The sequence below is a fragment of the Pseudoalteromonas pernae genome (genome assembly GCF_039831865.1).
GTDB lineage: Bacteria > Pseudomonadota > Gammaproteobacteria > Enterobacterales > Alteromonadaceae > Pseudoalteromonas > Pseudoalteromonas pernae.
Map to the genome: position 1 here is coordinate 383,417 of NZ_JBDODM010000003.1, position 25,829 is coordinate 409,245.

The window sequence follows — 25,829 nt, forward strand, 5'->3', positions numbered from 1 at the left end:
TTTTTTCATCTATCATTTGGGACATATCTTAAACTTATCCATTAAATCTTTGAGATATTTTCTCTTATCTTTGGTTACATCTACCTGGTTTCGCTTGTTCGCTGAGCCACCACTTTGACCCTTCTTTCCCCCCGGCCCATTAAAGTCATCGATAAAAGACTGCTCCAATGCATCAAGAACGTCATGAAGCTTATCAGACACACCGGGAGCAACAGACACCGGAAGCACATGTGTTACATTATCTATATACGTTCGAGTAACCCTAAAATGAGAGTTTAATCTATCTACGATATTACTTTTGGATTGCCCTACATACGGCTTGTTGACTAAGATATCATCAAAAATATAAAGACCCACAGCTTGTGATATTGCAGCCTCGGCCATTTCTTCAACTACGAAACATGCGCCATTCCATAATAGACGCCTTCCAGCCGCATTAGCACCCGCCCTTGTCCCGATTGTGGTTAATACGCCTTGAACATTGACCGCACCCATAACATCGGATAATCCGAAGTACCCACTCGGATCCACAAAATTCACAGGATCCGCATGAGCATACACATACTTATTCAGCGTAACAGGTTCACCATCACGGCCCATCCACTCATCTTGCTGAGTAAACCGCCCTACACTCTGGTCGTAATAACGTGCACGCAGATAGTACTGGTCTAAATCGCCATCAAACTGCTCACCAGCGAATAAGAAGTTATTCTCCGTGGTGCCCGTTTGATTAAGCAGCTCACCAAAGGCGGCATAGGTATAGCTGTCGCTTTGTGTGCCTGAGTCGTCACTGAGTAAACGCGTTGAGCCTAGGCCGTCGTAGTGATAGGTATTGGTGGTATTGCTGGTGTCTGTTTGACTGAGTAAGTCATCACCGTAAAGGTAGGTTTTGAGGCGTGTGCCAAGGTCGTTACTCTCAGCAATCACTTGTGCATAATCACGGTTGTTATCAACCAGATAATGCGTTGCCTGCCCATTAAGGGTTTTCGCAATACGAATGCCATCAATATTGTATTGATAGTCAGTCTTATCACCACCGACTGCAGTGGCATCCAGCGATATCATGCGGTTACGAATATCGTACACATACTGCACCTGCGCATTATCGATGGTTTTAGCTAGGGTATTGCCGTTGTCATCGTAGCTGTAGGTGGTGTTTTGCGTCGCACTCCTCTCACTGGTTATACGGTCATTGTCGTCATACACGTAGGTGGTCGTTTCACCATTGATGGTTTGTGTTAGACGGTTGCCCACATCATCATAGGTAAAGCGTGCAAGGTAGTTGCCTTGTAGTGCGTCAGTGACGCTTTCAGACGTGAGACGATAACGGTTATCGTAGCCATAATCTGAGGTTCTGCCTGTGCTTTGCTCTAACTTAGTACGGCGGCCAGTGTCATCCAGTGTGTAGGTAAACGCTTCAATTAACGCACCTTGGGCATTGTAATGTTGCACCTTGGTGAGGCGATTAAGCACATCGTACTCATAGGTTGTGCTGGTGCCGTTAGCGTTAGTTTGCGAGGTGCGATTACCATTATCGTCATAACCATAGCTTGCTTGCATCACGCCATCAACGGCTACCGAGATTAAGCGATTGAGCGCATCGTAATCTGCGCTTTCAGTGCGCGTTTGACCGTCTTGATAGGTGATAAGCGTTTGCACTTTGTTGCTGTTGTTATCATAGCTGTATGCCAACACCTCAGAGCTTGGCTTGGTTTCTTTTATCAAGCGGTTTTGCGCATCATACTCGTACTGCCATGTACCTTGTGGGCCTGACGCTTGCGTACGGTTACCATTGCTGTCGTAAGTGAAGGTTTCTACATCACCCTGTGAGTAAATCACTTTTACTAAGCGGTTATTGGTATCGTACTCATAACGAGTCAGTTCACCGTTAAAATCAGTGTGGGTAAGTTGATTGCCCACTTCATCGTAGGTGAAGTGCTCTGTTTGACCAAGGGGCAAGGTGCGGCTGAGCACATTACCACGTTTATCATACGCCCAGCGTGTAGTGCGGCCCAGAGCATCTGTTTGCGTGAGCTTGTTGCCTAACTCATCATAAGTGTAAGTGGTCGGGATACCCTCAACATCTTCCACCTTCGTTAAGCGGCCTGAGCCATCATAGTGGTAACGGGTGATAATACCTGCTTGGTCTGTTTGTGCAGTTCTACGACCACGAGCATCGTATGTTGTGGTTGTGAATGTGCCATCTGGGAAGGTGGTTTTGATTAACCTGTCTGCTAGGTCATAGTCATACTCGTAACGGTGCAACAATGCATCCACCATCGCAATGCGATTACCCCGTTTGTCGTATTCATAACTGGTCACTTGCCCATGCGCATCTTTCACTTCTATTTGCTGGCCAGCAGCATCGTAGCGATACTCAGTGCGGTTGCCTCTGCCATCAACAGTTGCCACCATGCGCCCTGCTTTATCGTACTCTTGGCGCATAATTGACGCATCTGGGTAAGTGGTTTTAACCAAACGATTGGCAGCATCGTATTCATACTGAGTGACTCTGACGCTGCGATCGGTCTCGCTAATTAGGTTATTCTCGGCATCATATGTTTTGGTGATCTGGGTGCCATCCGGATAACGCGTTTGCGTGTGGTTGCCTCGGGTGTCGTAATCCATCTCAGTGCGGCGCCCAAGTTCATCAACCATCGCCGTTTCGTTGTCGAATACGTCGTACTCTGTACGTGTTTCGTATCCCATTGGGTCTATGGTTTTAACTAATCGGCCTTTGTCATCATATTCATACTGAGTGACTAGCGATTCGGCTGTGCCATTGGCGAGGGTGCGCGTCATAGTTTCGCTCAGCTCACGGCCCATTGCATCACGCTGGTACTGAGTCACCACGCCATCAGCATCAGTTTTGCTGCCAATATAAAAGGCATCACCATATTTCTTATAGGTGAAGGCAGCTTGTGTACCTATATCGTCAGATAAAGATGCGAGTTCACCCAAAGATTCATCGTAGGTGAAATTAGAAACTTCACCGAGCGCGTTGGTGCTCTTTTCAATGTTACCGTCTCGGGCGTATTCATTTGTGATTAGGCGAACACCATCTGGGTCGTCTTCTGTCAGTAACCGATTGAAATTACCGTAGCTGAAGTTAACCGTATGGTTTAATGCATTGGTTTCACTCAGCTTGTTACGATTACCATCGTATGTCCACGCTGTGGTATTGCCTTCACCGTCGGTCATTGATAAGACGTTTTGTTCGCCATCATAGGAACGAGTGATGGTTTCACCTAGTGCGTTGGTTTGCGTAAGTACATTGCCCATGGTGTCGTAGGTCAAGACTTGCGTGTTGCCACGGCGATCTTTAATAAGCTGGCGATTCGCATCAAGCTCGTGCGTAAACTCAAGGCGATTGCCATCCGCATCTATTTGCGCAATAAGACGACCTTGTTCATCGTATTCATTACGCACAACTCGAACGCCATTTGCAGCAATAATATCGAGCAAGCCATGGCTTTTGTTGTAAGTAAACTCTGTACCTTGCTGCAATTGATCTTTGTGGACGATTAAATCGCCACTTTCATCATATTCGTAACTAATACTGGTGTTATCTGGCAATAGTATTTTTTCTATGCGGTCATTGACATCGCGCTCAAAGGTGATGCTCATCCCGCCACTGTGAATAATTCCATCCTTGGTGTAAGTGAGCGTGTGGCCAGTTGGCGTAGTAATACGCTCAATAGTAAAGCCTTCGTTCAAGTCAAAGGTATAGCCATCTGCTGTTATTAATTGATAATGAGTTGGATCAACTGCGTTTCCAGGGTCACCTAAGTCAACTAAGTCACCTGCATTTACACGTAGCAATCCATAGTCCTTTTGCGTCAGCGTAGAAGTAGTGCCTTCTATCGCCTCAAATTCCAAGGTTACGTCTTGTATCGGGATTATTTGATTACAATGCGGATTGGCCTTCGCTTTAAACTTCTCAACTCGGCCATCCGGTAAAGTGATAGTGACAATTGGGTCGCCATTGGGTTCCACACACCAGTTACTGAAGAAACCAGAACGATATTCGTTCAGCCCCCAGCCTTTACCAAGAATGCGAGATTCCTGAATACGGATATTCTGATAATCAACTCGCCAACCGTAACCGAAATCTAAATTTTTATGCTTATCGCGCGTATCATAGGTTCGCGTCACGCCAATGGGCATTCCCGCAACGGCAATATTTACATCTTCAAAGGTGATGGAGAAGTTACCCACTTTTAAGTCACCCTCAACCGCAATATTAACGCTTTCTTGAGACAACTGCCCAGATACGTCTTGCGCCTCTAACACCAGCGTATACAAGCCGTTGTTGAGCATCGTTGGGTCAAAGGTTGCAACAGCCTGTTGCTGGACATTCTGTTGACCATTTGCCAGCTCAATTGGGTTGTTGCCTTCAGTTCCACGCTCAAAATACACTAACCGCCAATTTGCCAGATTGGTATCTTCAACATTGATAACGACTTCTGTTGGTTCGGAAACTACTGCGTTATTAATTGGCGCAACTATCGCGAGTGTCGGTGGCTCAAGATCACTTGGATCCTTAACATAGAAGCTCGCGGTGATTTCAATACTGTTGTATGCATCTGTCACCGTCGCTTTGATTGGGTGTTCACCGATGCCTAAAGCGGTAATTTGCGCACTGTATGTTGAGTCTGTTGCAACAACCTGACCATCAACTTCTAATGCCACTGTAACAGGCGCAATAGCATTAATTGGATTAACTTTAATAGTGACTAGTTCGCCTTCATCAGCAAAGCCTGGTGAAGCGCTTATCGTTGCATGAAGCACAGTATCCGCACTATTAACTGTGATAGTCCAGCCTTGCTCTACATAGCCTTGGCCGTCACTGACTCGTACGCGCACAGCGGCCTGTTGTTGCGCATCTGGTTGCCACGAAATTGCACCGGCGTCATCAATGCTCATGCCATCTGGGGCTTGTTCCAAGGTATAAGTGAGTGCATCACCTTCAGCGTCTGACGCCTCAATTTGATATCGGTATAGGTAGGTTGCCCGTGCAACCGTCCCCGGCATTGAGCTAATAACAGGTAATGTGTTAGTTGCCGTGCCATCACTTACATTCAAGGTGAATGATTGGGTTGCGTAACCACCGCGGCCGTCTGACACAACTATAACTACTTCATTAGCGCCCAAAGTGGATTGCAATGGAGTCCACAGAACAAGTCCTGTTTCAGCATTGATGGTCATTCCTTGTGGGGATGACTCAAGTGCGAAGTTCAATGGGTCACTATCAGCATCCTGCGCGATCACTTGGTATGAATAATACTCCCCCAACCTTGCATCTAAACTTGGAACCGAAGATATGGTTGGAGGCTTATTGCCAGTGCCTGATTGAACTGAAAGATAGAACGATTGGCTACTAATACCACCAACTTGGTTATTAACACTGAATTCTACATGATATTCACCGCCCCAAGAATCCTTTGTCTGCCATGAAATCACGCCGCTGTCATTGATTTCCATACCGGAAGGCCAGCTCGTCAATGTGTAATCAAGCTGTGTTCCAGAGGAATCTTCAACTATAACCGAATAAACATAATTAGCACCCGCCTGAACGCTTGAAAGCGGCTCACTAACGATCTGAGGCTTTATAACTTCAGATCCATTTGGTAAATCTATATTCAAGACCCACTTCTGTCTTCCGATTAAACCCTGCTGATCTCTGACTTCCACTTCAAGTAGCGCGTATGCGCCACCCGGGTTCAAATTATGAAGGTTATGTGCCGCGTACCAATCGTATTCTTCTCGCGTTGGCGTCCAAGTCAGAATATTTTCATTGATTTGTGCACTATTCGGCCCAGAAGATAGGGCGAAAGTGAGTGTATCGCCTTCCTTGTCAACAGCTTCAATCGCGTATTTATATTGTTCCCCCACTACGGCTTGAGTTGGTGCAATAGAAGTTATCTCAGGCGCTATATTGTTGAGCGCTTTCAATACTTCTAAAGAAATGTGTTGGGATGCAGAATTATTGTCTTCGTCTGTAACAGTTACAACGAAGTCGTGAGTTCCCACCTGAGTAACAACAGGGCTCCATGATAAAACTCCTTTATCATTAATTTCCATGCCATTTGGCCCACTAACACTAAATGAATATTGGCCACTCCCGCCACTTATAGCTGTTGTATACACATAGTTGGCGTCTTGGTATACCTTGAGTGGAGCTTTGCTCACAAAGCTCAGCTGTTCATTTAAAGTAGACAACCAGAACTGCTGTTTCTTCTTCGAGCCTTCTATAGAAGTCGCCTCGACCGCGAACTTAAATAAATCCACTTCTGAGTTTCCAACATGACACTCGAGTAAGTCATTCAGAGGCTTTACAACAATTCGGATATCGCCATCAATTTCCTTATCGTATGTATAGGAATGTGTTACCTCTTTACCAGCACTTACGCCTGTGAATTCCTCGCTGTGAATGAGTTCTAAAGTGGAGTTAATCCTGGTGTATATTTGGATTCGATAGTTTGCAGAGGTGGTTAGGCCTCTGTTAAACACATCAAAATTGATATTGCTATTTGCCATCGAAGCTGAACTTATGACTAAATCAGCTTGCCATTTTGAAGGTTGCCCGACATTTTCAAGAACAGAAAATGCCCCCCATCCTTCTACGACACAATCTTCCCATGCATCATTATGCTGCCCGTTTATAACCCCAAAGTTATTTTCGCGCTCACAGACATCATGGCTGAGCCTTCTAGCCCAAGTATCATTATGAAAAGCTAATGCACGGTCTTTATAAGACTGTGTTGCAGGCACTTGATAAGCGTAAACCCCTGCCTCAAACCCAAGTAATTCTTCCCCATCATTACGAACGACAAGTCGCGTTAGGTAACCTTCCCATTCAGGCTCTTGAGTTGTATAAGCGAAAGTATTGAAATCACTAAACCAGCTTTTGGCAGCTAGCTCTCGAGCAAAAATACTGACTTCTTTTTGATTGTCGATAATACTTGTGTCGACATATTGATCTGGAATCGTCCCATAGAGTTTGGGTAGAACACCTGCCATGTGGTGTGATTCAACTGTTAATACGTGACTTCCAGGAGAGCCCACAACTAGACTTTCATAATCAACACAGGACAGAATTTCGAGTTTAGGCTCTAGAACATTTCTGTGATTAGGCTGCCAGTGAACTACGTTTCCAATAACATTTGCATTATCTGGGCCTATTAATAAGCGGTAGTCATCTGCAGGCGCGCCCGAAGTCTCAATTGAGTATGTATAGTTCTGAGTGTTGCTTGCTACTAATTCTGGCGTCGATGTTATGGCGAATTGATTCGTAACTGTCAGTACAAATGATTGATGAGTTGTCGCTTGTTCTACGTCAGTAACACTAACGCTAAACTCGTAGTCACCACTGTTTAAGGGGAGCCACTCGATTATACCTGTGCTTTGGTCTATTAAAGCTCCTTCAGGCCAAGTGTTCAGAGAGTAGGATAATGCTCCGTTATTATCTGGATCGAATGCTTGAACCTCATATGTATATAATTTATTCACCTCGCCAGAAGTTGAAGGGCTAGAGGTGATTACCGGTGGCTGATTGCCATCTGAAGGCCCAACAGTAAACGCTAAATTTAATACCGCTGAATAGCCTGCAAGGTCCTCAACTTTTATAGCAAATCTATGAGATCCGATCTGTGAAACTGTTGGTTGCCACGAAAACTCCCCTGTGTATTCAGCAAGCTTTGCGCCTACAGGAGGGTTGAGAAGTGTATATCTTAAAGCATCACCGATATTAATATCTGTTGCTTTAAAACTATATCGATAGAAGTCATTAACAGGTAAATTATGTGTCGCTTTGAGGTCTTCAAAAAATGGCGCTAAATTACCTTCTCTCGTGACAAGAATGAATATTTGCTCATCAGATAGTCCTGCTATATCTGTTACCTGTACTCCAAACAAAACAAACTTGCTTGCGTTGTTGTTCTCGATACATTCGGATACAAGTTGTTCCTCGTCAAGGACAATGATTAAACTATTCCCAAATTCACTTTTAGGAATATCTGGAAAGTCCAAAATGACTCTTTCGCCACTTTGAATCCTATCAATGATTTGAGCGCCGAGCAGTGTTAATTCACCATTGTCTGTCTCGCTGTATAATTTAACGGTGAACTGGCCGTTAACCTCCATTAGCCCCCGATTGAAAACCTCAGCTGAAACTATATAAAAATTACCATCTAGGTTATTAATAGTTAGGTTTGAACCCACAAGATCTGCTAATCCCGTCGGTTGCGAATTTTGAAAGCTGTTGAGCCTGAATGTATTTGTTGTAAGCCAACTTTGCCTTGGTTTTTGCGGAATAGACAAGTCATCATTTATATTTTCAATGCTGTAAGCATGTTGATTCCAGATACTTCTAGTAGCAACCCAAGAGTTAGACTGTGAGCTATACGCCCTCAAACCATTACCTGACGCACTGAAGTTAGATCCAAAAAGAATATCCGCACTACCATCTTTATCGATGTCAGCTACAACTGGATATTCTAATGTTGTACCTGACTCATTTGGTATTTTAATTAACTCATCACCTGTTTCGCCATCAAGTACATAAAAGTATATTTCATCGGCATATAAAACTTCAGCCCTTGAGTCCTGATTGAAATCAAATACAGATGACCCTGTTCTACTAGAACTATGATCTTTAACGAACTTAGTCCATTTAATAGCTCCATCATGTTCTAGCACAACATAACGATCTCTTCCTGCCACACCTATTTCAGGTAAACCATCGTTGTCGAAATCAGCAATCGTTGGCGCTCCGCCATAGCCACCACCGGGTATTGCAACTGACCAAATAATGTTACCTTGATGTTCTAATAAATGAACTTGTCCGTTAGCAACTAAGACAATCTCAGCATACTGATCGTTGTCAAAATTCCCCACTGCGTTAAAACCATCAGAAGGCAATTCCTCTTGATGCCACAATACATTCCCTTGGTAGTCGTATACCGTTCGTCCAGCGATAATTTCTTGAAACCCGTCTAGATCGATATCAGCTGCAAATGATAGATACCCATAACTTTGATATCCTCCTGAGTCCTGATCTCCACTCCACAACAAATTTCCATTTGCATCGAAAACGTTAGCCCCATGAATAATTTCAACATTTCCATCAGCATCGATGTCGGCAAGTGCAATTGCATCTCTGGGTTCTTCACTATGATAAGGTCCTGTTGCAGCCCGCCACTTCAATGTGCCGTCATGTTCAAATGCTAGTAACTCTTTCCTGCCATCGCCTCCAGCAACAACTATTTCAACGATGCCATCCGAGTCAATATCTCCTAAAGCTAAACTCCCATATCTACTGACATCAAACTGTTCAGAAGAAAAGATCTCTTGACCGGTCTTGCCGTCAATAATGTTCAACACTCCCGTACCACTAGTACTTCCTGAAGTGAACGCAACATCAGGAGTGTCCAAATGGTTAATTTCGCCATCGTCATTATCATCCGTAAATTGAGCAACAGATACCGGCCCAAAAACGCCATTTTTCGAGGGAGCTACGCTTGGTGATGTCCAATTCCACTTTATTACAGGGTCAAACTTCAGTTCGCTAGGGGATGCATAACAAAATGCATTTTGTAGGTCGTTAGAAAGTACGAATTCATGAGTGGGTACCCAGCTAATAGCGCCTGTTTTGGGATCAATATCCGATGCTCTTGGTCGAATTTCCAGAGCATATTGAAGTTCATCAACCGTATTTGGGTCTTGCGCTTCTACATCATACGAATAGATTGTACCCTCTGAAGCGTTTAAAGGCGGTGTACTGGTGATCACAGGAGGCTTATTGGCCTCGATAACATTAATCGTTACTTGCCCTAAATTAGAAACAAGGTCTTGATCTTTGGCAACAAAAGTAAAGTTATCGGGGCCAAAATAGCCTGCGTTTGGCGTATATGTGACTTGGTTGCCTGCTAATACAGCTACCCCGTTACTGGGTTGTGAGACTATCTCAAAGCTGAGCTCATCGCCTTCAGGATCAGTTGCCGTTAACTCCCCAACGAGAGTTGTGTTCTCGAGTGTCTGCCAATTTTCATTTTTAGCAATTGGTGCATCATTTACTGGCGTTACACTAATTTTGATTACTACTGATTCAGATTCTAATAATCCATCCGAGACTGTAAAAGTGAAGGCATCATCACCAAAAAAGTTGGGATTCGGTGTGTAAGTAAGAGTGGGTGGTTCACCAGAAATAATTCCATTGCCTGGAGCTGTATAATGCCCAACAGAGATAACATCGCCATCAACATCTGCGCCCGATAGGGTAATTGAAAGTGCTGTGTCTTCAGCCGTCGTGAGTGTTTGTGCAAAAGCTACTGGAGCATCATTTACAGGTGTGACAGTGATAGTCACAGTGGCAGTATTTGAGTTTTCTTCACCGTCGTTAACACTAAAAGTGAACTGATCACTTCCCACAAAATTAATGCTTGGAATGTATGTAAATTCAGGACCATCACCACTCAGTATACCGTGTTTAGGCAAACTCAATTTAGTGTAACTTAGGGGATCATTGTCTTCATCACTCGCTAGAGCAATAAAGGTTATTGCCGTATCTTCTTGAGTCGTTACCAAGGTGTCGTTCGCTACAGGAGCAACATTGTAGCATGTAGTGAACCCCTTGAAATTGAACGATAGCCAGCCTTTGCCACCTAGTCGATAGTCTGTTAACTCAACAATACCAAACTCTTGAATACGATAGTTTAAGCCTGCCCCTGAACCTGAATTCTCACCCCAAAATGGGACTATTATTTCCTTGCCAACCAACTTACTTAAATTCGCGTTGAGTTCTTTCGAGTTTTTAACTCCTGGAATACCTTGAACCCAATCACCAATCTCAACTAAGTTATCTGAACTGTCGTAAGGGCTAACATATTCATCGCTAGTACCCGGAGGGACAAGGCCCTGAGCTAATGTGTTGGCGTCATTTTTGCCACTCCAAGTTAACCAACTAAAGTTGCCGGAACCATTCCCTAAAGTCACTTTGTCATGATGACGGAGAACACCATCTTCAACGAGTTTATGGGGAAGCCCAACAGGGTACACTTCACAGAAGTCTTTGCTCGCAGCGGAGGCGGAACTAGCCGCAAAAACAAGGGCGACAAAAAGGAAGGGTTGAGATAGAAGTTTCATAATCGTTCCCACAAAAGAGACGTAGGAAACCGTGCTTATGTTGTTGATTCTGAGCACAACTTCCGTGTGTTAAATTCGAATTCCATTCGTAAACTAATAAAATGTTACATTATTAGGAACTTAATAACAATAATGTTCACATTAAATTCATTTTTTCAATTCAAATAGTAAGCAGCATTATGTTCTCACACTCTCGCGTAAAAACGTTGCCTTAGTTGGGCGAAGCTATTACTATCTAGTTTGACTACTTTTTGAGATCTATGCCAATGAACAACTAATCCTCCTTAGCTATCCCACATTATATATTTGGTTTACTAGGGTGATTGGTGCGCGTCATTTGGGCTATCTTCACTTCACATTTTATCGAGTCAATCCGCTGTTTGATGCGCGACATCACCCCATTTTTAAGGGGCGATTATGTCTGTATTATCTGTTCACGAACTTAACGTATGCTTTGACAACGGTGTACGTCTTTTTTCCAACCTTAGCTTCTCTCTTGAACACCCAGTTACCGCCTTAATGGGTCGCAACGGGGTGGGAAAATCGGTGCTTATTGAGGTATTAACTGGACGTAAAAAAGCCACCTCAGGCAATGTTGTTAGCACTCTATATATTGGTTACTTTAGTCAGCACTTAAACACTGATTGGCAGCAAAGCATAGCTCGCTTCCTTGGAGTTGATGACACACTTGCAGCGTTAGCGGCTATTCAGTCTGGCAGCTATGAGCAACAACATTTTGATGTTGTTGGCGAACAATGGCAACTACAAGAACAACTCGAAAATGAACTATTGCGCTTAGGGCTTCCCGCTAACACTCAATTACCTTTGGGCCACTTAAGTGGAGGCCAGCTTGCTAAGCTAAGGCTTCACGCATTGTTCTGTGCAAACTATGAATTACTGATTCTCGATGAGCCAAGTAACCACCTGGACGGTGAAGGAAGAGCATGGCTTTTGGAAAAAATAGCCACCTATACTGGCCAAATTTTAATTGTTTCTCATGATCAAAAACTGCTTGAGTACGTTGATTGCATTTTAGAGCTTACTTCGCTTGGCATAAACCAATACACAGGAAACTATCGTCACTTTAAAACCTATAAATCCATGCAGCTCAAAGCATTAGAAAGCCAACAGGCCAATCTCAAGCAAGCCATTAAACAACACGCTTTTAAATTTGAGAGAAATGCTCAAAAGGCGCAAAAACGTGCAACTCAGGGCAAGAAAAAAATCGGTAGCCAAGCGAAGGTGGTACTTAATGCGCAAAAAGAAAGTGCGGGGCAAAATCAAAAATCCCAACGTATTCGTAGTGAGCGAAAGCACACGCAACTCACTCAAGAGCATAATGCGGTGCGTGAAAAGGTAGAGGTGAATAAAACACAGCAACTTCACTTCAATAATTCACGCCCCGACTCACATAAAGACATACTTGTTCTTGAGAATGTACTCGTTCCCTTTGTAGAAAACGCCCCTATAAACCTGCTTATGAAAACTCACTGTAAAGCCCGTTTACACGGTAGTAATGGTTCAGGTAAATCCACACTGCTTAAGCTCATCGCAGGTGAGTTAACCGCCATATCCGGTTCCATTCATTGCAATTCAGATATGGTGTATCTCGATCAACATTGCAGTTGGCTGAATCATTGCGACACTCCCTTAATCGCCAAAGAACTTACGCTTTCTACATTGAGTGACAGTGAATGGCGCACGGCGCTTGCAGGAATCGGGTTACGCGGTGACAAAGCACTCCAAGCCATTACTCACTTAAGTGGAGGTGAGCGTATGAAACTCGCCTTGCTTGTTGTCACTCAGCGCCCCAATGCTCCTCTATTACTGCTTGATGAGCCTGATAACCATCTAGACCTTGAGGCGCAACATTATATCAGTGAAGCCCTATTCGAGTATGGAGGCGCTTTTATCCTTGTAAGTCATGATGAATATTTTTGTACGAGTTGCGGTGTAGAAAAAACAATCTATTTAACAGCGGGTTAGGCTTCAAAAAGTAAAGCAAACCAAACTCAATGTAAAATACACTTGACTTAAAGTCTAGCCAGGCTAACATTTAGTCAAGTTAAATTGCTTTCGAGGTGAAAGATATGAGTCAGACGGAACTATCGTTTAAGCAGCGTAATAAGCTAAACACATTGAACTTAGCCAAGTGGACAACAGCGTGGGTACTTACCTTAGCGGTTGCGTCATTTGGGCCCCACTTGATGTGGTCCAAAGAGCAAACCGTGATTAGCATTATCGCTGTTGCCGTAAATGTGTTGGTTGGTGTGATGATGATCATAGCCAACAAAAAACAGGTTTTAGGTTTGGATGAAATGCAACAACGCATACAGCTTAATGCCATGGGGATTACATTGGGCGCAAGCGTGGTATTTGGGTTAGCTTATTCTGTGGTGCAGTCTAGCGGCATACTCAACTACGATGAAGACATCTCCCATTTAGTCATCTTCATGTCGCTAACCTATCTAACAACCCTCATAGTGATGAATAAACGCCTGAATGATGAGGGCGAAGAATGAAAAATCGTTTAAAAGTGCTTCGGGCCGAGCGTGATTGGACGCAAGCTGATCTGGCTAATGCATTGGATGTCTCGCGACAAACAGTCAACGCCATTGAAAAGGGCAAGTTTGACCCGAGTTTGCCACTGGCATTTAAATGCGCACGTTTGTTTGGAATGCGTATTGAAGAAATATTTGAGGATGAATCTGCGTAGGTTAGCTGGTTCAAATACCCAGCCAATAAATAAGCCGCTCATGTGAGCGGCTTTTGTTCTCTCATCGGGGGTCTGTGATGAGCTTAGAAACTATAACGAGCACCGATGCTGTAACGTGGACCATACTGACGAGCAAATAGGAATTGCTCTTCGTAACGACCATAGCCACGCTCGGTTTCGTTGTTAAGGTTGATACCTTCGAAGAACACAGTCACTTGTTCATTGATATCGTAGTTGACGCTCAGATCCCATTGACCGTAGGTGTCACCAAATTGTGGTGGCGCATCTGAAGAACCTTGTGATTGACCCACACCTATCAAGTAAGAGTCACGCCATGCGTACGTCACTTTTACTGACAAACCATCTTTGTCATAGAAAGCTTGGAAGTTGGCAGAATCACTCAAACCAGTAAGCGGTGCTTGCTGCGTTAGGCTATCTACATCAAATTCAACATCACCATCAACGAAGGTTGCGTTGACACCTAAGCCGAAGCCCGTTTCGCCGAACAAGTGCTGTAGTGCGATTTCAAAACCGTCTACAGATTTGCTATCCGTGTTCTGTGGCTGCGAGATATTCCAAACCATAAGTGGATCAGAGCTCGTTGGCTCAATCGCGCCATCGGCATTGCCATAACCAAGCGCTAGCAATTCATTGAAGATTGCGTCACTGGTTGCTTGCTCACCACGCGCTTCAAGCGCCGCGACAGCTTCTTGGTAACGTGGACCATTTAAGATGTCGTATAGACCCTCAATGGTAGTTTCCGTAATTTGCGTTTGAATGAAGTTATCTACGTCTTTTTTGAAGTAACCTACAGACGCATAGCTACCTTCGCCGTAATAATATTCAAGCGACAAATCAAGGTTTGTTGACTCAAACGGCAACAAGTTCGTATTACCTTGGCCACCTGTACGTGAACCAGGTTTTGGGCTGCCTGTTAAGCTACGGCCACCGGCAAGGTTACCAAGTGGCGCTCGGGCCATGGTTTTACCCCAAGATGCACGAGCGACTAAATCTTCTGTCAGCTCAACTTTTACGTCCACATTCGGTAACCAAATATCGTAGTTACCTTCTTCAGTGTAGAAGTTGTCTGTGCCACCGGCTTCGTATTGCATAATCCATTCAGATGCACTTACCCAATTCACTTGTTTTTCAACACGTTGACGCACAGTACTGGTAACATCTGTTTCTTCGTAGCGAAGGCCAGCATTTACCTGTACGAAGTAATCCGCGACATCAAACTCCCACAAGGTATTTACGTAGAAGCTTTGCGTTTTCTCTTCAACATAGCTTTCACTGTCAATACCATCAAAGAAAGGGTCGATTGAGTAATAGTTATCACCTAATAGGTCTTCGTTTAGGAACGCAAGCTGGCGTGCTAGCGCTTCTTCAAAACTGTAGGTGTAGTAATAGTTCGGTTGTAAATCACTGCCGCCACCATCGAACTGATCAAGCAAGTCACCTGTTTCATTGTAAGTAAACATGCCATCAGGGAAGATTTCCGTGAATGATGGATTGAAGCCTGGACCACCGCGCAAACCACTCCATGCTGTGAAGCCACCCATGGTTTGTTTGGTGTGTGCCGCACCGAATTTCACTTTCACCAATGGGATTTCAAAACTGTCGTTTAACCAATCAGCGTGAAGCTGTGCTTGCTCAACGTTCGATTCACCCGGTGAGTAGATAAACTGGCTGAAGTTCGAATCAATCTCACTTGGATCAAGGACTGTAGTACCATTTTTCCAGTTAACGTAAGCATGTGGAATTTCACCAGTGCGGTAATCGTAAATTTTGCTACGTAGCTGATCAGAGCCTAGGATGATTTGACCATCTGAACCTAAACCGTCATCAGCACCATTGTCAGTTTCATTTTTCGAGTCGTGGTAATCGAATTCAACTTCCCACTCGTCATTGATTTGCCAATCCAGATTCAAACCGATAGAACGCGCTTTTACTTCAGTAGTGCCGCGGCTTGCGGTAAATGAACCATCGTTACCGCTGATATCTGCGTAAAGGGCTGTACCATTTTCGTCTAGCTCGTAACTATTGATGTTACTGCCGAACTCGTTCCAGATACCCCAACCCACCGTATTCACACCGGTGATTGCACGGCTAGCGGTGTAATCCAATGTCGCAACGAAGTTATCAACGGGCGCATACTGCAAGGTCACTTGGCCGTTAGTACGCTCACGTTCAACATCAGCGATGCTGTAGTTCATATCTTTCGGGAAGAAATGATTGCCAACGCGATTACCTTCGCCATCTACGGCACGTGGGTCGATAAACTCACCTTCTTCAAGTGTTGGTAAATCTACATTTGCCTGCCAACCTTGGATGTTAGCTGCTTGTTGTTGGAAATCACGCTCTTGATGCGAGAAAGAAACCGCAAAGCCAAGTGAATCATCCGCATAGGTATTGCTATACATTGCTGAGAACTCTGGCGTTACATCATCGCCTTGCTCGTTCGATGAGTCGTGAATCGCCTTAATCGATGAGCTAAATTGCTCACCTGGGCGTTGCAATGGACGCGTAGTCACAATGTTCACAGTCGCACCCAAACCACCACTTGGCACGTCTGCTTGCGCTGATTTAGCCACTTCAAGCGCGCTCACACCGTCCGCTGCAATGTTTTCTAGCGCATAAGAACGGGTGTAACCTGTGCCCGGCATTTGGCGACCATTTAAGGTGATCAAGTTAAACTCAGGACCAAAGCCACGCACGGTGATTTCACTGCCCTCACCGTTTGAGCGGCTTACTGAAACACCTGTGATACGTTGCAGTGATTCAGCCAAGTTTGTATCTGGGAACTTACCCATTTCTTCTGCTGAGATAGCATCGACTACGCCCGTTGCTTGGCGTTTCATATCCATGGCGCGGATCATACTGCCACGGATACCTTTGATTTCGATGACTTCCATTTTCTTTTCGGCTTGTTGCTCGTCTTCAAATGCATATGCATTTGAGATGCTGCCCACTCCTGCTGTCAGGATCATCGCTACCGACGCTGCAAGAGGTGTTTTTGTAAATTTTGTGCTTCTCATGATTACCTGCTTTTGCAAATTAATGTCATGTAATGAGGGTGCCTTTGTTGGCACCCATGGCCTGTTGTCTGATGTGGTTATGGGTTTGCGATTACCGCATTATCGATGCGATACACCGCACCTTCACCCATTCCCCATGAAGGGAATACCATGACAACGTCGATTGCACTGATATCAAGACCTGCGCTTAGTAAGTCAGAGAGCGTAAACGTATAGGTCTGCCACTCGCCAACCACAGGCTCAACACCTTCTTGGCTTGCGCTCAACGGTAGTTCAACTGCCTGACCGGCATCATTTGACTCAATTTTGAATAACCACTGTGCATCAAGGTTGCTTGCATTTGAAACAATCTTCATTTCAAAGCGAACGACACCCTCAGAGAGCATGTGTGATGCATCAAAATACACGCCATCCGCAGCTAGGAAGCCCATTACTGTTGGTTGCGCGCCGATTTGGAACTCGGCAACTGAACCGTGCGCTTCGTCATCGGTTTCTACAGTCGGTGTACTACCCGCGCAGCAATCCCAAATACTCCATTGGTCAGCAACATTGTCTGCAAATAAAGTGAGGTCAGACTGCGGCTGAGGTGCGTAAATACGGGCATTATCCACTCGGTAAACCGCGCCCTCACCTTGACCCCAAGCAGGGAAAATCATCACAACGTCGATGGCGCTCACATCCAAACCAGCTTGTAATAGTGTGCTGATTGGGAAGGTATATGTTTGCCACTCACCGGCAACCGGGTCAGCACCTTCAACACTAGTGTTTAGATTCACTTCTACTGCAGTTGCACCGTTATTAGACTCAACTTTTAGCAACCAAGGCGCATCTGGAGTGCTTGAAAGTGACGTCACTTTCATTTCAAATTGCAGCATACCGTCATCAACAAGTGGTGTTGCATCAAACATAGTGCCGCTGCCACCAAATTCAGTGCGGTTAATAAAGCCCATTACTGTAGGACTTGCACCGATTGAGAACTCAGCCGTTACACCGTGCGCTTCATCGTCAACAACTTCAACTGGCGTTGAACCACCACAGCAATCCCATAATGGCCAATCCGTGTTGGTTTCATCAGTAAACAGTGTCAGTGAAGGAAGTTCAGCCCCACCGTTAGTGATTTCTACGTTATCAACACGGTAAACAGCACCTTCACCTTGACCCCATGCCGGGAAGATCATTATCACATCGATAAGCGATACATTCAGACCCGCGTCTGATAACGCTTGTAGCGGGAAGGTATAGGTTTGCCATTCGCCAGCAACCGGATCAACACCTTCAGTACTGGTATTAAGGTTAACCTCTACGGCTGTCGCACCTTCGTCGCTCTCGATTTTAAATAACCAAGGTGCATCGGGCGTGCTCGGCAATGAAGTTACTTGCATGTCAAAGCGCACGTAGCCATCTTCTAACATACCGCTGGCATCAAATGGAGAAGCTTCGCCGTTTTCATCTGTAATAAATGCATCGCGACTAATAAAACCATTTACAGTTGGGCTTGCACCTACAGTAAATTCAACAACATCTCCACGGTCAGCGTCAGCAACAAGACCTGGCGTTGAACCACCACAACAATCCCATGCAGGCCAGTCTGGATTAAACGTGCCATCAAATATAGTTAAAGGCGTGACCGTGCCAGAACTTGGCGGCGTTGGCGCAGGCGCTTTACCTTCAACCAATGCGTCATTCAAATCGTCATAACCTGGACGAACTGTTTCACAACCTTTACCTGTATCTGGGTCTTGAGCACATTCGTAAACGCGAACATAATCAACTTCAAATGTTTGGCCGTTTTCAAACGCAGCTACATCGATACCCGTTTGGTTTACATTCTCAGGCCAATCGCCACCTACAGCGAAATTCAAGATCATGTAGAAGGTTTGATCGTAAGGTGTTTCGTCCCAGTGCGTTTCTAGTTCACCAGTAACTTGGTTGTAATACTCTGAATACCAACCGCGGTGCTTAAGCGCGAGCGCTTCGCCATTGGCGTTGTACAGTAATTCAGATTGGCGCTGTGTAGCGTAGAGATAGTTATCTACATACCAGCGAATTTCACCTTCTTGCCATTCAATTGCATAAGTGTGGAAGTCATCCGCTGGGTTAGAGTCTTGTGGGAAAGTATACGCTTTACCGCTTTGATCGTTATTTGGCCACTCACGACCATAGTGCAGCGTGCCGTAGATATTTGATTCTACGCCGTCATCAGTTGGCACTTTAAGGTTAACTGACTCAACGATGTCTATTTCACCTGATCTAGGCCAGCCACCGTATACTGAATCGGTTGGCATCATCCAAAATGCAGGCCAAGAGCCTTGACCACTTGGTAATTTCGCGCGCATCTCAAAGCGACCATATTTAAAGTCTGCTTTGTAGCGCGTATTCAAGCGTGCTGAGGTGTATGGCTTTGCCGCGCCTTCTTCAGCTGGTAACGCAACGATATTGAGAATACCATCCGCTACGAAAGCATTTTCTGCACTGTCTGTGTAACACTGTTTCTCATTGTTACCACCGCCTGCACAATCTACTTCGAAGTTCCATTTACCTTCGTCGATTGAATCGCCGTTGAAATCGTCTTCCCATACCATTACCCAATCTGAAACGGGTTCACTTGGGTCAATGGTATCAATTTTGGTATCTGTGGCTGAGCCACCGCACCCTGCCAGCGTCGCTACCGAAAGCGCGATGGCTAATTGCGTTAAGTGTGTTTTTACTCTGTTCATTGCGTTGAACCCTAACATCATTAGTTTGTTAGCATCTAGCTGATATATAGACGTTTTTATTAAAACCAGCTAATTTGTAAGCGCTTACAAATTACTTCAAATAAAAAGCACTGAGAATGTAAGCGCTTTCATAGAGTATGACAAGGTTGTTAAAACGTCAACAAAGTAAACGGTTTTTTAACCCATCCAAGCTAAATATTGATGATAATTTACACAAAATTTCGTTCATATGCCTTTGCAAACAAACGTGACATTGCTCAATTAGCCGGCAAAAAAGGAAGAGTTGGAGTCTAATGGCATCGATAGTGACGGCTGGTGTAAAATTAAAATCGATACCACTAGCTGCTATTTGGGATTGTTAATGGTTGTAAAGATTAGCCGGCTAATGTTGTGCAATAAGCTCGTAAGAGCGCAGCCTCGCCTTTTGATCATAGATGATCGCATTAATCATGATTTCATCTGCGCCAGTGCGTTGCTGTAAGCCTCTTAAACCTGCATGTACTTTGTCTTGGTGGCCAACAATAGACTCTCTGAGCATACGCATTACCTGCTGGCGCTCCGGTTCACTCCAAATCATATCCATGTTATCTGTTGGAGGAGGTATTAACCCTTCTTGTCCGCGGAGCATACTCAAAAACTTTTGCTGTCCTGTGGTTGCTAGGTATTGCGCCTCAGCGTCAGTGTCCGCAGCAATGGCATTAACCGCAATCATCACATAAGGTTGTTGCAACTGCGCGCTCGGCACGAAGTTCTCACGATAAAGCTCAACGGCCTTCATCATATAATCAGGTGCAAAGTGAGAAGCAAAGGCAAAAGGTAAGCCTTTTTTAGCCGCTAAAAGAGCCCCGTACGTGCTCGAACCTAGCAGCCAAATTGGTACATTGGTGCCCACACCAGGATAAGCTCTGACCTTCTGATTTGGTTTAGCCTCAGATAAAAAATACTGCAGTTCGTCTATTTGCGGCGCTAAGTCTTCAGCGGCTCTGATGTCTCGACGTAAAGCTTGTGCTGTGACCCCATCACTGCCGGGTGCTCGGCCAATACCTAAATCAATACGATCGGGGAAGAGTGTAGCCAAGGTACCAAACTGCTCAGCAATAATCATAGGTGCATGATTTGGCAGCATGACTCCACCTGAGCCAAGCCGAATTGTTTTAGTATGCGCACCAATGTATGCAAGCAAGGTCGACGTCGCCGCACTGGCGATGTCTGGCATGTTGTGGTGTTCGGCCATCCAAAAACGGTGGTAACCCAGCTGTTCGACGTGTATTGCGAGTTCTTTCGCACGCTCAAACGCCTCTTTTGCATTACTGCCCTGAACTACAGGAGCTAAATCTAAAACGCTTAACTTTGGTAACTGAGTCATGGTTCACCCGACAAGACGATAACAAGGTGGGCACAATAGCAAGTTTGCGTTATGTATTGCAGAGTGAAAAGGGCAAAGAAAAGTTGCCCATTTGGCATCAATCTTTATTGCTTTTGATGTCTGGACGGAAATTAAAGTAGGACTGATCCATCAACATTCGATGCACACCCGCAATATTTGCCTCTCGCCACTGTGCAAACATGGGTAAACTCTTAAACTCTGACAAAGTCAGCTGTTGTTGAATTTCCTCAACAGATAAACCGCTCAACATGCCATCGCGAACGCCGTCATACAGAGCTTTGATATATGAAAGGTAGTACTTAACATCATCACGCGTGCCCATGTCGGCATGCCCTCCAACGAGTACATCAAACGGCGCCATAGCTAAAACTTCTTCGGTGGAGCGGATCATGCCATGAATATCGTAACCTTGGAGGTCTTGGTACGGCATACGCCCAAGCACTATCCAATCAACAATATAGAGCACGTTCGCTGGCATAAAGCGCATACTCACAGAACCCCTGCCATTATTCGGGCCATGGTAAACAAGCTCTACCGAGTTGCTTCCCATGTTCACTTTAAGCTCCTGAGCAAAGGTAATGTCAGCCATACGTGTAGGCGCATCCGTCCATCGTAAGTCTTCATCTGCATAACGGTGCGCAATAACTTGCGTAGTGCTATCAGCTAGAAAACCACCGCCTTGAGTATGGTCGATATGATTGTGGCTGTACGCCATATACTTAATTGGCACATTAAAACGGCGCTTGATTTCGGCTTTGAGCCACTGAGCTGCATCACTATTGATGGGGTCGGTAACAAAAGCAGCGGATTCAGTAATCATAAAAACACTGTAATAGTGCCCCGCGTTAAAGCGATAGACGTTGTCTTTAACAGGCTCAATTTTGTACTCGTTCGAAAAGCAGGATAGGCTCAATACAACAAACAGACTCATAATCCATTTCATTTTTATTCCAACGCAGATGCCCAAATACAGAGTGTAGATTACGTTGACTCTATTGTATTAGTTCATAGCTATAATTGCTTCAATGCACTTGGTTTGTGTCATAAAAATAAAACACCCATTCACTAATATCGATGACTGGCGAATAAAAAGGACTTTATGTCAATGCGTTACCTACTACTCACACTTGTACTTTCGACAGTTGTGCTGGAGGGCTGTACCTTCCAACAAGTTCCAACAATCACGCAAATTGATGATACCCCCGCAGGATCGCAACCTAATGTGCACCTTGGTCCTCGCCCGTTCATGCTGATAGAAGCGATGCCTCAAAGTGAGCTAAAGGATAAGTTAATGTCCTGTGCCAACGCTGATTTCAAACCACACGTATTTTCAATTGGCCACCGTGGTGCACCTATGCAATTTCCTGAACACACCAAAGAAAGCTACATAGCTGCAGCGCGAATGGGAGCAGGCGTGTTGGAGTGTGATGTCACTTTCACTGCAGACAACGAATTGGTATGCCGTCATTCACAATGTGATTTGCACACCACCACCAATATTCTAGCTACAGACCTTGCAGCGAAATGCAGTGAGCCCTTTTCACCGGCTGCAAATGGTGAGCCTGCAAGAGCTAGGTGCTGTACCAGTGATATTACCGTAGAAGAGTTTAAATCGCTCAAAGGTAAAATGGATGGTGCGAACCCCCAAGCTACGACTGTCGCTCAATACCTCGAAGGCACTCCCAATTGGCGAACTAATTTGTACTCCACTCATGGCACCTTAATGACCCATGCGCAAAGCATTGCTCTCTTTACACAGCTCGGTGTGCGAATGACCCCTGAACTAAAGGAACCGGAAGTTGCCATGCCTCATAAAGGAATGAGCCAACAGGATTACGCAGCGAAAATGCTGGATGAATATAAACAAGCAGGGGTTACGTCAACGCGCGTGTGGCCGCAGTCATTTAATTACAATGACATTATGTATTGGATTGAGCATCACCCAGAGTTTGCTGCACGATCTGTATACCTTGACGGTCGCGATCAAATCGCAGGATTCGACCCTACAAACGCTTCAACCTGGTCACCAAGTATGGATGAACTGGTTGCAGATGGAGTACAGATCATCGCGCCACCTATTTGGATGTTGTTAAGCCTTGACGACAATGGTGAGATTATCCCTTCGGCTTATGCTGTTGCTGCAAAACAAGCAGGACTTAAAATCATAACTTGGTCCTTGGAGCGCTCAGGCCCATTACATAGTGGCGGCGGTTGGTACTATAAAAGTATCTCCAATGCGGTAGTTAATGATGGTGTGATGATGCGGGTGTTAGACGTACTGGCGCAAGACGTCGGAGTTATTGCTGTATTCAGTGATTGGCCCGCAACAACCACGTATTATGCCAACTGTATGCTGAGCACCGATTGACGCAAAAACACCGCTTTGCAATGAAATTCGCTGATGCTTAGTTGTTCAACGACTATTCATATTTTAGTAGCTCTATGTACATTGCAGTGGTAGTCTAAAACTGGTGCAAAATTAAACATAACGACCAAAATCAGCACCCTACAGGTCTTTTCTAAGGAGAGTATTATGGACCCTATTTCGCAAATCCTTGACATGTTATTCACTGTTGAGGCTTTCTTGCTCATTTTTGTGCTCGTAACATTAAAGAGCAGTGTGAAGTTCGTGCCACAAAACAGAGCATGGCTCATTGAGCGCTTCGGTAAATATCAATCAACAAAAGAAGCGGGCTTAAACTTTATTGTGCCTTTCATCGACCGCATTGCCGCGGATCGTAGCTTAAAAGAACAAGCGCAAGACGTACCTTCACAATCAGCAATCACTAAAGACAATATCTCTTTAATCGTTGATGGTGTGTTGTACTTCCGCGTACTCGACCCATATAAAGCGACCTATGGCGTAGACGACTATGTATTCGCTGTAACTCAACTTGCGCAAACAACCATGCGTTCTGAGCTGGGTAAAATGGAGCTAGATAAAACGTTTGAAGAGCGTGATTTACTTAATACCAACATAGTTGCAGCTATCAACCAAGCTGCTGAGCCTTGGGGTATTCAGGTATTACGTTACGAAATTAAAGACATCGTGCCACCAAATTCTGTTATGGAAGCGATGGAAGCTCAGATGAAAGCAGAGCGTGTGAAACGTGCACAAATTTTAGAATCTGAAGGTGATCGCCAGTCCGCTATCAACGTGGCTGAAGGTAAAAAACAAGCACAAGTTCTTGCCGCGGAAGCGGACAAAGCTGAGCAGATACTAAAAGCGGAAGGTGAAGCTCAGGCTATTATCGCCGTCGCGGAAGCGCAAGCTGATGCACTACTTAAAGTCGGTGAAGCCGCTGAAACTGAAAAAGGCCAAAAAGCAATTCAGTTAGATCTTGCGACAAAAGCTATTGCTGCCAAAGAAGCGATTGCTCGTGAGTCTTCAGTAGTGCTGCTACCAGAGAGCGGTACGGATGCTAGTGCACTCGTTGCACAAGGGATGTCGATTATCAACGCCCTCAATAGCAAGCAAAAAGGCAGCTAATTTATTTTAGGAGGTAGTATGGAGTTCCTAATGAATAACCTCGCAGAAACCTTGATGATTCTGGGTGTACTTGCTCTGATCATCGAAGTGGCCGTGCTGGGTATGTCGACGTTTATCCTATTATTTTTAGGATTGTCGCTGTTGTTCACAGGCTTGATGATGAACTTTTCATTACTCGATAGCACATTAACTACAGCGCTATGGAGTAACACCATCGTCACCACGGCACTGGCTCTGTTACTTTGGAAACCACTCAAACGGATGCAAGAGCAACGCGACAGCACCGAGGTAAAATCAGACTTTGCTGAACTAAGCTTTGTGCTTGAGAACGACGTGGATGACCAAGGCTTAACGACTCACACTTACTCTGGTATCAGTTGGAAGCTAAAAAGTGAGCACCCACTTACAACTGGCACAAAAGTGAAAGTTGTGAAAAAGGAGGTGGGCGTAATGTGGGTTGAAGCCCAGTAACTATTCTCTAAAAATCAAATTGTGACTTAATAAGCACGCTTGTCTTTATGGCATTGCGTGCTTTTTTATTGCGACTCGTGCAACAGCCTTCGCTCCCCTTGATCACACTTTACCTTTCTAAATGCCAATAAACGACTGTGTCTAATCTTATTGAAAGCGGTTTCAACACATACCTTAATAAGGTACATTATTGATGTAGATTAAGGTAGAGGCGCTACTTTTTCGTCATGATCGGCAAAGCAGGCGCTTCTCATTATAAAAATAACAATAAATATGTGTATTCAGAAAGCAGTTGAACACCACATAAAACAATAAGCGCGGTTTTTAGCTGACTTTCTTGAAACAGTAGTAATAGGACAATTAGGTATGAACCCACAATCTATCTCGAATTACTTTGTGGCTGATCACAAGCGCCTGGAGTGCTTGTATGCGAGCTTTAAGGCAAAATTGGGGAGTGATGAGGCACTGTGTTACTTTTGGGCTTTTAAAAAAGGCATCGAGCAAAATATCAAATGGGAAGAAGAAGTGCTGTTTCCATTTTTTGAGGAGAAAATGGGGATCAGCCATGACCCTACGGATGTGATGCTCAGCGAACATCGCGACATATTGGAATACCTTGTTGGTATTGATGAGTATTTATTGAGTAATCGCGATGTAGCGCCCCTGCTGCTCGCACTTGAAGAAGTACTCGAAGCACATAACCAAAAAGAAGAACAAATTCTTTTCCCGCTAATTGACGATTACAGTAACGGAGTAGAAAAAGCAGATTTATTCCTCGCACTTTGTACGACCAGAGCGTAAAAAAGCCCTCTGCGTGTGCCAAGCCTGTTACTCATAATAGGCTTGGTTAAACCCCATACACCCA

General features: G+C 44.7%; 12 protein-coding genes. 7 read left to right on the forward strand and 5 right to left on the reverse strand.

Going from position 1 to position 25,829, the window contains the following annotated elements; all coding sequences use genetic code 11:
- Positions 1-12 precede the first annotated feature (12 nt).
- Positions 13-11,145 carry an Ig-like domain-containing protein gene (locus V1358_RS09705; RefSeq protein WP_347393407.1) on the reverse strand — a complete coding sequence of 3,711 codons (11,133 nt, stop codon included), beginning with the start codon at positions 11,143-11,145 and terminating at the stop codon, positions 13-15.
- A gap of 417 nt (positions 11,146-11,562) precedes the next feature.
- Here V1358_RS09705 and V1358_RS09710 point away from each other — a divergent pair, with 417 nt between their 5' ends.
- From V1358_RS09710 to V1358_RS09720, 3 genes are all read left to right on the forward strand, one after another.
- Positions 11,563-13,131, forward strand: a complete 1,569-nt coding sequence (locus tag V1358_RS09710) for an ATP-binding cassette domain-containing protein (RefSeq protein ID WP_347393408.1) — start codon at positions 11,563-11,565, stop codon at positions 13,129-13,131.
- Positions 13,132-13,235: 104 nt separating this feature from the next.
- On the forward strand, positions 13,236-13,667 hold the full coding sequence (locus V1358_RS09715; protein WP_347389788.1) for a hypothetical protein: 432 nt from the start codon (positions 13,236-13,238) through the stop codon (positions 13,665-13,667).
- Positions 13,664-13,861, forward strand: coding sequence for a helix-turn-helix transcriptional regulator (locus V1358_RS09720; protein WP_347393409.1), 198 nt, complete (start codon positions 13,664-13,666; stop codon positions 13,859-13,861). The genes V1358_RS09715 and V1358_RS09720 overlap by 4 nt, the downstream gene beginning before the upstream one ends.
- 83 nt (positions 13,862-13,944) lie before the next feature.
- On the opposite strand, the gene V1358_RS09725 is transcribed toward V1358_RS09720, so the two are convergent.
- From V1358_RS09725 to V1358_RS09740, 4 genes are all read right to left on the reverse strand, one after another.
- On the reverse strand, positions 13,945-16,899 hold the full coding sequence (locus V1358_RS09725) for a TonB-dependent receptor (RefSeq protein ID WP_347393410.1): 2,955 nt from the start codon (positions 16,897-16,899) through the stop codon (positions 13,945-13,947).
- 77 nt (positions 16,900-16,976) lie between these two features.
- Positions 16,977-19,616 (reverse strand): family 16 glycosylhydrolase, encoded by a 2,640-nt coding sequence (locus V1358_RS09730; protein WP_347393411.1) that lies wholly within the window; start codon positions 19,614-19,616, stop codon positions 16,977-16,979.
- 382 nt (positions 19,617-19,998) lie between these two features.
- Complete coding sequence (locus V1358_RS09735) at positions 19,999-20,982, reverse strand: LLM class flavin-dependent oxidoreductase (RefSeq protein ID WP_347393412.1); 984 nt, start codon at positions 20,980-20,982, stop codon at positions 19,999-20,001.
- A gap of 97 nt (positions 20,983-21,079) precedes the next feature.
- Positions 21,080-21,946: an MBL fold metallo-hydrolase gene (locus tag V1358_RS09740; RefSeq protein ID WP_347393413.1), complete on the reverse strand. Its 867-nt coding sequence runs from the start codon at positions 21,944-21,946 to the stop codon at positions 21,080-21,082.
- Positions 21,947-22,108: 162 nt separating this feature from the next.
- On the opposite strand from V1358_RS09740, the gene V1358_RS09745 reads away from it, so the two are divergent.
- The 4 genes from V1358_RS09745 to V1358_RS09760 all read left to right on the forward strand — a co-directional run bounded on the left by V1358_RS09745 (position 22,109) and on the right by V1358_RS09760 (position 25,765).
- Entirely contained in the window at positions 22,109-23,371 is a 1,263-nt protein-coding gene (locus tag V1358_RS09745; protein WP_347393414.1) for a glycerophosphodiester phosphodiesterase family protein, read from the forward strand.
- A gap of 165 nt (positions 23,372-23,536) precedes the next feature.
- Positions 23,537-24,493 carry an SPFH domain-containing protein gene (locus V1358_RS09750; protein ID WP_347389795.1) on the forward strand — a complete coding sequence of 319 codons (957 nt, stop codon included), beginning with the start codon at positions 23,537-23,539 and terminating at the stop codon, positions 24,491-24,493.
- An 18-nt stretch (positions 24,494-24,511) separates the two neighbouring features.
- Positions 24,512-24,964, forward strand: a complete 453-nt coding sequence (locus V1358_RS09755; protein WP_347393415.1) for an NfeD family protein — start codon at positions 24,512-24,514, stop codon at positions 24,962-24,964.
- Positions 24,965-25,330: 366 nt separating this feature from the next.
- The gene (locus tag V1358_RS09760) at positions 25,331-25,765 is read left to right on the forward strand and encodes a hemerythrin domain-containing protein (RefSeq protein ID WP_347389797.1); all 435 of its coding nucleotides are present in this window, start codon (positions 25,331-25,333) and stop codon (positions 25,763-25,765) included.
- Positions 25,766-25,829 lie beyond the last annotated feature (64 nt).